The sequence below is a fragment of the uncultured Maricaulis sp. genome (assembly GCF_963976135.1).
GTDB lineage: Bacteria > Pseudomonadota > Alphaproteobacteria > Caulobacterales > Maricaulaceae > Maricaulis.
The window spans coordinates 25585-35674 of the sequence record NZ_CAXBKN010000022.1; the positions used below are offsets into that span (position 1 = coordinate 25585).

The window sequence follows — 10090 nt, forward strand, 5'->3', positions numbered from 1 at the left end:
ATGCAAGGGAAGCGAATGATGATGGCAATCCAGGGATGGTGGAAGACGGGCGCCGGCGCGGCGGCGGTGATGTTGGCAGGCCTGGGCGCGATGGCCCAGGCCCAGGAGCCATACCGGCTGCCGCCGCAGGAGATTGTCGACATCGTCGACGCCCAGCCCACCCCCTGGACATCGCCCTCCCCGGCACGCGACACAATTGCCCTGCTGCAGCGCGAGAGCCTGCCTCCGGTATCCGAGCTGGCGCGGCCGATGGAGCGGCTGGCCGGTTTGCGGCTGGATGCTGAAACGAATGGCCGTCACGGACCGCGCAGTGTCGTCGGGCTCAGCCTGCTGGATATCGCGACGGGCGAGGAAAGGCCTGTGGCCCTGCCCGAAAATGTCGGGATTTCGAATGTCAGCTGGTCCCATGACGGATCGAAAATCGCCATGGTCATTACCCGTGGCGACCAGCTCAGCGTCTGGGTTGTCGATGTCGCCCGCGCACGGGCGCGCCAGATTATTGCATCGGGGGTCAATGCGGTCTTCTCGCCGCTCAGCTGGATGCCGGATGGCGAAACCCTCCTGGTCAGCCTGGTCTCGCCCGACCGCGGCCCGAGGCCTGTGCGCTCCCGGGTACCCGACGGGCCGGTTATCCAGGAGGCCAGTGGCCAGGAATCGCCCGTGCGGACCTACCAGGACCTGCTGCGTGATAGCGATGATGCCGATCTCTTCGCCTGGCTGGCCAGCAGCCAGCTGGTTCTCGTCAATGCCGACGGGCGCAATCAACGCCGGATCGGCGCGCCGGGCCTCTATTACAGCGCCAGCCCGGCCCCCGGGGGCGAGTATATCCTCGCCGAATCGATCCGCCGGCCTTTCTCATTCCTGCAGCCCTGGTATCGCCTCGCCGATCAGAGCCAGGTGCTTGATCTGCGCGGCCGTGTCGTCGCCGAGATCGCTCAGCAACCCATCGCAGATGCTGTTCCCATTGGCGGTGTGATCACCGGACGCCGCAATATTGGCTGGCAGGCTTCACACCCGGCGCGGCTGGTATGGGCCGAGGCGCTCGATGGGGGTGACCCACGCGTCGAGATCGATCAGCGCGACAGCGTCTGGGCCCTGGAAGCGCCGTTCGATGGCGAGCCGAGGGAGATTCTGCGCACCGAAGACCGTTATTACGGAACCCAGTTCACCAATATCGGCGAAACCGGCTTCGCGGCTGAATATGACCGCGATACGCGGGTGATCCGGCGCTGGCTGGTGGATTTCGCCAATCCCGATATCGAGCCCCGCCTGGTCGAGGAACGCAATAACCAGGACAGTTATGCCGATCCCGGCGACCCGCTCACCGTGCGCAACCAATACGGCCAGAGCGTGATCGGCGTCGAGGATGGGTTCATGTATTTCGCCGGCGATGGCGCGACGCCCGAGGGAAACCGGCCCTTCCTGCACCGGGTCAGTTTCGAGACATTTGAGGCGGAGGAGATCTGGCGCAATAGCGGTGAGGTCTATGAGCGCGTCATCAGCCTGGTCGCACCGGATGCCTCCTCATTCCTGATCTCGCGCGAAGATCCGGTCACTCCCGCCAATCTCTATCTGCACTCCGGCGATGGCGAAATGGCCCTGACGCAATTCGTCAGCCCGCATCCGCAACTTAATGAAATTTCGCGCCGCATGATCACCTATGAACGGGCCGATGGCGTCTCGCTTTCGGCGACGCTCTACCTGCCGGCCGATTACGAAGAGGGTGACAGCCTGCCCGTTCTGGTCTGGGCCTATCCGCGTGAATATAATGATGCCGCCACTGCGGGACAGGTGCGCGGTTCGCCCTGGGAATTCACCCGGATTTCAGGCACCAGCCCGCGCTTCCTCGTCACCCAGGGCTATGCCCTGCTTGAAAATGCCACCATGCCGGTGATCGGCGATGATCCCGAAACCGTCAATGACACCTTCATCGAGCAATTGGTCATGTCCGCCGAGGCCGCGATTGATGAAACCGTGGCGCTCGGCTTTGGCGATGGTGAACGCGTCGCCATTGCCGGCCACAGCTATGGCGCCTTCATGACGGCTCACCTGCTGGCGGCCAGTGACCGCTTCCGCGCCGGCATTGCCCGCTCCGGCGCCTATAACCGGACCCTGACGCCCTTCGGCTTCCAGTCCGAACGGCGCACCTTCTGGGCCGCCCCGGAGGTCTATTTCGAGCTGAGCCCCTTCATGCATGCCGATGCGATCAATGAGCCTCTGCTGATGATCCATGGCCTTCTGGACAATAATTCGGGGACATTCCCGATCCAGTCCGAGCGGATGTTTGCGGCGGTCAAGGGCAATGGCGGCACTGCACGCCTGGTCATGCTGCCCTATGAAAGCCATGGCTATCGCGGCCGCGAGAGCGTGCTCCACGTGCTCGCCGAGAGCATTGACTGGCTCGACCGCTGGGTGAAGCCCATCGAGGATCCGCGCGGCGAGGGTGATGCTCTGGAGGATGAGGATTTGATGGAGTGAGGTTCAGCTCACCCTGACCTGATGAAAAACCCCGCCAGATTGCTCTGGCGGGGTTTTTTGTGACTTCTGGTTATGACAGCGGGAGAGCCGCTAATCATCCCCGTCCATGCTCGGCACGCCGACAGCGTGGAAGCCGGCATCGACGTGGAGTGTTTCGGCGGTGCAGGACTGGCCGAGATCGGAGAGCAGATAGAGTGCGGCGCCGGCGACGCCTTCAATTTTTGTGTCTTCCTTCATCATCGACCATTCGCGGCCGGTGCGCATCAGCGCCTTGCCGCCGGAAATCCCGGCCATGGCGAGGGTGCGCATCGGTCCGGCCGAGAGCGCATTGACGCGGATGCCGGCCGGGCCGAGATCGCGTGCCATATAGCGCATCGAGGCTTCCAGGGCCGCCTTGGCGACACCCATGACATTGTAGGACGGCACGACACGTTCCGAGCCGAGATAGGTCAGCGTCACCATGGCGCCGCCATTGGGCATGATGTGCGAGGCGCGCTTGCCGGCATCGACAAAGGAGAAGGCGGAGATTTCCATCGCCCGGCGCCAGCCTTCGCGCGTGGTATTCTCGGTGAAGGAGCCGACCAGCTCGTCCTTGCCGGCAAAGGCAATGGCGTGAACCAGGAAATCGATCGTGCCCCACTTGTCCTCAAGCGCCTTGAAACAGGCATCCATCGAGGCTTCGTCGGTGACATCGGCCGCGACCATGAAGGGCTCGCCGCCAAGGCTTTCCACCAGAGGCCGCACGCGGCGCTCGAGTTCCTGCCCCTGATAGGAGAAGGCAATCTCCGCGCCCTGGGCGGCCAATTGCTGGGCAATGCCCCAGGCGATCGAATTCTTGTTGGCGACGCCCATGATCAGGCCCCGCTTGCCCTTCATCAGAGTTCCGGTGGGGAATTGGTTCTCACTCATCATGTATCTCCTCGCCTGCGATCACAGGCAATGTGGGATCAGACTTTCTGGAATACGACCGTGCCATTGGTGCCACCAAAGCCGAAACTGTTCGACATGGCGGTCTGGATATCGGCATCGCGCGTTTCGGTGATGATCGGCAGGTTGAGGGCCGCGATCTCCGGATCCATCTCGAAAATATTGATCGAGGGGGCGACGAAGCCATGCTTCATCATCAGCAGCGTATAGATGGCCTCATGCACGCCGGCCGCGCCGAGGGAGTGGCCGGTCATCGATTTCGTGCCGGAGATCATCGGCGCATTATCACCGAAGACTTCCTTGACCGCGCCCATCTCCTTGATGTCACCAACCGGTGTCGCAGTCGCGTGCGGGTTGAGATAATCGACTGGCTTGGTGACCGTTTCCATTGCCAGCTTCATCGAGCGCACGGCGCCTTCGCCGGACGGGGCGACCATGTCGTAACCATCCGAAGTGGCACCATAACCGGTGACTTCTGCATAAATGGTCGCGCCGCGCTTCTTGGCGCGCTCATATTCCTCGAGCACGACAACGCCGGCGCCGGCACCGCCGACAAAGCCATCGCGATCTTTGTCGAAGGCGCGCGAGGCGAGTTCCGGCGTATCATTATACTTGGTCGACATGGCGCCCATCGCGTCGAACAGGTTGGAGAGGGCCCAATGGATCTCCTCGCAACCGCCGGCGAACATCACATCCTGCTTGCCCCACTGGATCTGCTCGGTGGCCGCGCCGATGCAATGCAGCGAGGTCGTGCAGGCGGAGGTGATGGTGTAGTTGACGCCAAGGATCTTGAACGGGGTCGCCAGCGTCGCCGAGGCGGTTGAGCTCATTGCCTTGGGAACGGCAAAGGGGCCAACGCGTTTGGGGCCTTTTTCGCGGGTGATATCGGCCGCGGCGACGATCGTACCGGCCGACGGGCCGCCGGACCCCATGATGATCCCGGTGCGTGTGTTGGAAATATCCGATTCAGGCAGGCCCGCATCGGCGATCGCCTGCGCCATCGCCATATAATTCCAGCCGGCACCTTCCGACATGAAGCGGTAGATACGCTTGTCGACATGCTCGGCTGGATCGACCGTCGGCTTGCCGCCAACCTGGCAGCGGAAATTATACTGCGCGAAGCTCTCCATGTGGCGGATGCCACTTTTGCCTTCTTGCAGGGATTGGGTGACGTCGGCGGCATTATTCCCGATGGGAGAAATTATGCCGAGACCGGTGACAACAACACGGCGCATCGCGAACTCCTGGATCAGTCTTCTTGAGTTTCGGCGGGCTGGAACAGGCCCACACGCAGGTCTTTGGCCGTATATATGATCTTGCCGTCGGCTTCGACATGGCCATCACCAATGGCCATGATCAGCCTGCGCTGAATCACCCGTTTCAGGTGGATGACATAACGGACTTTCCTGGTTTCCGGTGTGATTTCGCCGGTGAATTTGACCTCGCCGACGCCCAGCGCCCGGCCCTTGCCGGGATTGCCCTTCCAGCACAGGAAGAAGCCGACCAATTGCCACATCGCATCGAGGCCGAGACAACCGGGCATCACCGGGTCGCCCTTGAAGTGGCAGGCGAAGAACCAGAGGTCCGGATTGATGTCGAGCTCGGCGACGATATAGCCCTTGCCGTGATCGCCGGTATCGTCGTCGATATGGGTGATGCGGTCCATCATCAGCATGGGGGGGGCGGGCAGACGCGACCGGTCGGGACCCCACATGCCACCATCTCCGGCGGCGATCAGATCTTCGTAGCTAAAAGAGCTTTGGCGTTCAGTCATGTAACCGATCGGCTGCGCCACGGGGCGGGCAGCAAATGCTGCCCCTCGCCGGGCTGGGAATGGGGACCCGGTCTTGCGTGAAAACCGGGAGGATCAGCGCAGAGCGGTATCACGCGCCGGTGAGCCGCTCAAGGCGGGGCTGCCGTCATTTTCGCCACCACGCTCGTCGCCACGCTCATTGGCATAGACGCCCCAGAGCGCGTCCGCCCTTGCCCAGCCGCGATATCCCTGACCTTCAACCCGGCACCAACCGGTCCGGCAACGCTCCAGGGCGAGAATGACGCCGGCTTCGGCAATCGCCTCGGCGGAGGCTTCCTCATCGGCGCGAGCGCGCAGGGTGGTGTCCTCGGTTGTGACCACGGTTCGCCGGCCGGACAGGATGGACCGGTGCATCCAGGTCAGTTCGCCGCCCGGATCACGGACCCGGCGCCAGTCCGGGGTCTCGGCCACGACTTCCATTGGCAGGCCGGCGCGCACATAGCGCCAGGCGACGGGGTGCGAGCGGCTGGGACCGGAACGGCCGTTGGCAACGTCGAATTTCAGGCTCACGAAGCGTGGCACTTCCTGGCCCGAAGGAGTCGAGGGATCTGCGTCTTGCGCCTGGGCCGGCACGAGACAGCACAGCATGACAATCAGGGTCGCAAGCGAGCGCATGGGAAACTCCTCTCCCCTATCCCTGTGCCTGACACGGTGAATAGGTGGTAAAGATTCACGGAATGAAGGGGCAGGGATGATGAAGGCTTCGCTCAGGCCCGGGGCATCGGTTGCGCTGGGAATTGCCATTGGCACGGCTGTTGGCGTGGCTCTGGGTCAGCTCGCGATGGGCGTGGCGCTCGGGGTAGGCCCCGGCGTGGCGTTCGAAGCGCGCGCTTCCCGCCGCCGGTCGCCGCCTGCCGGTCCCGATGCCGGGGACGGTGATTCGGACACCGGGGGTGCAAACGAGAAATAAGCACCTATATCCTCCTGACGTCAGGTCGCATTGAGGGGCCGGCGAAATTCAAAGGGGATATCATGCGCTTTCGTTTGGCCATTACGACCGCAGCCGCCCTGCTGGCTGCCAACTCATTGCCCGCATTGGCGATCTCCGCCCATGCGCAGGACGAACAGCCACAGGTTTCTGTGGAGAGCACGGATCTCGGTGACGGCCTCTACATGCTGTCGACCGGAGTGGCCGGAAATCTCGCCGTATTGAACGGCCCTGACGGCGTCGTCATGGTCGATGACCAATTGCCCAATACCGGCGGCCTGATCGAAGGCGCAGTCGTCGAGATTACGGGCGGCGATGCGCCCCGTTTCATCGTCAACACCCACTGGCATGGCGACCATACCGGCGGTAATGCCCATTTCGCCCAGCTCGGCACGACGATCGCGGCGCATCATAATATCCGCGCCCGTCTCGACAATGCCGAGGCCGAATGGGCCCAGGCGCCGGGCATATTGCCCATCCTCACCTTTGGCGATGATCTGACCTTTCACATGAATGGCCAGACGGTTGAGGCCGTCCACATTCCCCACGCCCACACCGATGGCGACGCCATGGTGTATTTCCGTGAGGCGAATGTCCTGCATATGGGCGACACCTTCTTCTCCGGGCGTTTCCCCTATATCGATCTGTCTGCGGGCGGTTCGGTCGACGGCTTTGCTGCGGCGATGGAGCGCGGGCTGGAGATTGCCGGCGATGAGACGCGCATCATCCCGGGCCATGGGCCGCTCTCGACACGTGTCGAGCTGCAGGCCTCGCTCGATATGCTGCGCGAAGCGGCCTTCCGGGTTCGCAATCTGGTCGAAGCCGGCGCCGATCTGGCAACGGTCCGCGCTGCGGCGCCCCTGGCTGATTTTCATGATGACTGGAATTGGGGTTTCATCACCACCGATCGCATGGTGCAGACGCTGTATAATGACGCCGCCGGCAATGCCTACGCTTACGAATAAGCGCCATCAGGGCTGAAGCGGGGGCGGGAAATCTGAACAGGATTTATACCCGCCCCCAGCTTCCCGACAGGCGTGATCGTTCAGATTGGCCGGCATGACGCCCCCTGATCGACTCCCGCCGCCTTCGACCCCACCGCAAGTCCGAAAATCCCTTGGTCTCGCTGCCGGAATTGGCGCGGGCCTGATGCTTTGGCTGATCATCGGTCTGAGCACGGACAACGCCCTGCTCGGTCTGCTGTTTGGCTTCCTGCCCGGTCTCGTGATCGGGATCGCATTGCGGCTGACAGCGCGACCTTGAAGCTCAGCGTTCTGCGCACCCCTGACACTCCGGATCGCGCCGCAGCTTTACCGTCCGGCTTTCCATCGCCAGCCCGTCGAACAGCAGGATGCGGCCGTCGAGTGTCTGACCGGCGCCGCAAATGTGCTTGATCGCTTCCAGTGCCATCATCGAACCGATCAGGCCGGGCAAGGCGCCGACCACGCCGACGCGGGCGCAGGTTTCGGCATCGGGCGGGATTTCCGGCACCCAGCAGCGGTAGCAGGGGGCGTCGGGGCTGGCGTTGAACAGCGAGACCTGTCCGTCCCAGCGGCCGATGGCGCCGGAGACCAGCGGGATGCCAAGCGCGCGGCTGGCGGCATTGACGGCGAAACGGGTCTCGAAATTATCGCAGCCATCGAGGATGAGATCGGCGCCGGCGAGCAGTTCGCGCGCATTGTCCGCGTCCAGCGCGGCCGGGATCGCGATCACCTGCGTGCCCGGATTGAGCGCCCGCAGCGCCACCGCTCCGGTCCCGGCCTTGGATTGGCCGATATCATCGGTGCGAAACAGGATCTGCCGCTGCAGATTGTCGAGGCTGACCGTATCGGGGTCGATCAGGGTGATGTGTCCGACGCCCGCCGCCGTCAGATACAGGCTCGCCGGAGCGCCCAGGCCCCCGGCGCCGACAATCGCCACCCGGGCGCGGCCCAGCGCCTGCTGACCGGGGCCGCCAATCTCGCGCAGCACGATGTGGCGCGCGAAGCGTTCGATATCGATGGGAGTGCTCATGGGTGAAGAGGTGGCCGAGAAGACGCTGCCAATCAAGTGCATTCCTGTTGGCTTGAACGGCGAACAGACGCAGTTTGCCGCCATGTCCGACACGCCACTCACCCCCCGCGCCGAACCGACGCTGTCCGAAGTCCAGATCAATCTTCTGGGCTGGTTGCGGCGCGACAAGCCGAATATCTTCCTGACCGGCCGGGCCGGCACCGGCAAGACGACATTGATGCGCGAGCTGTTGCGTCAGGCGGGCAACAAGGCCGCGGTGCTGGCCCCGACCGGGGTTGCCGCGATGCAGGCCGGCGGGCAGACGATTCACAGCTTCTTCCACCTGCCGCCGCGCGTCATCACCGGCCGCGATATCCGCAAGGTGCGCCATAGCCGTGTCGTCAAGGCGCTGGAAACGCTGGTGATTGACGAGATCTCGATGGTGCGCTCCGACATGATGTGGGCGATCGACCAGTCGCTGCGCCTCAATCGCGAATGCAATGAGCCGTTTGGCGGCGTGCAGATGGTGATTGTCGGCGATCTGGCGCAATTGCCGCCGGTGGTGCAGGGCGGCGAGGCGGAATATCTCGAAACCACCCATGGCGGGCCCTTCTTCTTCAACCCGCAATGCTTCCGCGAGGCCGGTTTCGCCCTGGTCGAGCTGGAAGAGGTGTTTCGCCAGACCGATGAGGATTTCATCCATCTTCTCAACGTGGTGCGTGAGGGCGATGTCAGGGCTGACGAGGCCGAGCGGCTCAATGAGCGCGTCACCGGCCGCTCCGGTCTCGAGGCGAGCCTGAGCCATGTCGTGCTGACGGCGACCAATGAGACCGCCTTCCGTATCAATAATGCCCGCCTGGAAGGCCTGCCGACCACGCCGCACGCCTTCAATGCCAAGGTCGAGGGCCAGTTCGATCAGCGCCTCTTCCCGGCCGAGGAGCCGCTGGTGCTCAAGATCGGCGCCCGCGTGATGATGACGCGCAATGATCCGAAGGGGCGCTGGGTCAATGGCACGCTGGCCGAGGTCGAGGGGTTTGACGAAAAGGCTGTGCGCGTGCGCATCGGCGACAATGTCTGGGCGATCGAGCCGGCCAAGTGGGAGCGCAATGCCTATGCCTTCGACGAGGCGACGCGAGCCCTGACCAAGACCACCGCCGGCGCCTTCACGCAATATCCGCTGCGTCTGGCCTGGGCGATGACCATCCACAAGGCCCAGGGCCTCACCCTCGACAAGGTCTATCTCGACCTCGCCCGCCGCCTCTTCGCCCACGGCCAGGCCTATGTCGCGCTCTCCCGCGCCCGCACGCTGGAAGGGCTGGAGCTGTCACGCCCGCTCACCCCGGGCGATATCATCTGCGACCAGCGGATTTTCGACGTGAAGAGCTTCTGCGACCCGGTGCCGATGAGTTTGCGGGGTTAATCCTCAAACAGCGCGGTCGACAGATAGCGTTCCGCCGAGCTCGCCAGTACCACGACAATCGTCTTGCCGGCCATGTCATCGCGCTTGGCGACCTCCAGTGCGGCTTGAATGGCGGCGCCTGAGGAGATGCCGGCCGGAACGCCTTCGCTGCGTGCCGCTTCGCGGGCCATGGCGAAGGCCTGATCATTGCTGACCTGGACGGTTTCGTCGATCAGGCTCACATCGAGATTGTCCGGGATGAAGCCGGCGCCGATGCCCTGGATCTTGTGCGGGCCAGGCTTGCCGCCGGAGATGACCGGGCTGTCGGTCGGCTCGACGGCGATGATGCGGACGCCGGGCTTTTTCGCTTTCAGAACCGAGGCTACGCCGGTCAGCGTGCCGCCGGTGCCGACGCCGGCGATGAAGACATCGATGTCGCCGGCCGTGTCATTCCAGATTTCCAGCGCGGTGGTCTGGCGGTGAATCTCCGGATTGGCGGGATTGGAGAACTGGCTCGGCATCACCGCGCCCGGCGTCGCCTCGATCAATTCCT

Annotated in this window: 9 protein-coding genes; 3 read left to right on the forward strand and 6 right to left on the reverse strand. The window is 63.6% G+C overall.

Features of this window, described 5'->3' with window-relative positions:
• The first annotated feature begins 15 nt into the window (after positions 1 to 15).
• Positions 16 to 2478, forward strand: coding sequence for a prolyl oligopeptidase family serine peptidase (locus AAC023_RS04810; protein WP_339738679.1), 2463 nt, complete (start codon positions 16 to 18; stop codon positions 2476 to 2478).
• A gap of 90 nt (positions 2479 to 2568) precedes the next feature.
• Here AAC023_RS04810 and AAC023_RS04815 read toward each other — a convergent pair whose 3' ends face one another.
• The 4 genes from AAC023_RS04815 to AAC023_RS04830 form a co-directional block, all read right to left on the reverse strand.
• Complete coding sequence (locus AAC023_RS04815; RefSeq protein WP_339738681.1) at positions 2569 to 3387, reverse strand: enoyl-ACP reductase; 819 nt, start codon at positions 3385 to 3387, stop codon at positions 2569 to 2571.
• 38 nt (positions 3388 to 3425) lie between these two features.
• Positions 3426 to 4640 carry a beta-ketoacyl-ACP synthase I gene (fabB, locus tag AAC023_RS04820; RefSeq protein ID WP_339738683.1) on the reverse strand — a complete coding sequence of 405 codons (1215 nt, stop codon included), beginning with the start codon at positions 4638 to 4640 and terminating at the stop codon, positions 3426 to 3428.
• A 14-nt stretch (positions 4641 to 4654) separates the two neighbouring features.
• Positions 4655 to 5179, reverse strand: a complete 525-nt coding sequence (gene fabA / locus AAC023_RS04825; RefSeq protein ID WP_339738685.1) for a bifunctional 3-hydroxydecanoyl-ACP dehydratase/trans-2-decenoyl-ACP isomerase — start codon at positions 5177 to 5179, stop codon at positions 4655 to 4657.
• Between the two features lie 93 nt (positions 5180 to 5272).
• Positions 5273 to 5833: an SH3 domain-containing protein gene (locus AAC023_RS04830; RefSeq protein WP_339738687.1), complete on the reverse strand. Its 561-nt coding sequence runs from the start codon at positions 5831 to 5833 to the stop codon at positions 5273 to 5275.
• A gap of 357 nt (positions 5834 to 6190) precedes the next feature.
• On the opposite strand from AAC023_RS04830, the gene AAC023_RS04835 reads away from it, so the two are divergent.
• Positions 6191 to 7111 carry an MBL fold metallo-hydrolase gene (locus tag AAC023_RS04835; protein WP_339738689.1) on the forward strand — a complete coding sequence of 307 codons (921 nt, stop codon included), beginning with the start codon at positions 6191 to 6193 and terminating at the stop codon, positions 7109 to 7111.
• 301 nt (positions 7112 to 7412) lie between these two features.
• On the opposite strand, the gene moeB is transcribed toward AAC023_RS04835, so the two are convergent.
• The gene (gene moeB, locus AAC023_RS04840; RefSeq protein WP_339738691.1) at positions 7413 to 8159 is read right to left on the reverse strand and encodes a molybdopterin-synthase adenylyltransferase MoeB; all 747 of its coding nucleotides are present in this window, start codon (positions 8157 to 8159) and stop codon (positions 7413 to 7415) included.
• 82 nt (positions 8160 to 8241) lie between these two features.
• Between moeB and AAC023_RS04845 the strand changes: the two genes are divergently transcribed.
• The gene (locus tag AAC023_RS04845; RefSeq protein WP_339738693.1) at positions 8242 to 9558 is read left to right on the forward strand and encodes an AAA family ATPase; all 1317 of its coding nucleotides are present in this window, start codon (positions 8242 to 8244) and stop codon (positions 9556 to 9558) included.
• Here AAC023_RS04845 and AAC023_RS04850 read toward each other — a convergent pair.
• The coding region (locus AAC023_RS04850) for a pyridoxal-phosphate dependent enzyme (protein ID WP_339738695.1) at positions 9555 to 10090 on the reverse strand (536 nt) is incomplete at its 5' end. The two genes, AAC023_RS04845 and AAC023_RS04850, sit on opposite strands and share 4 nt — an antisense overlap.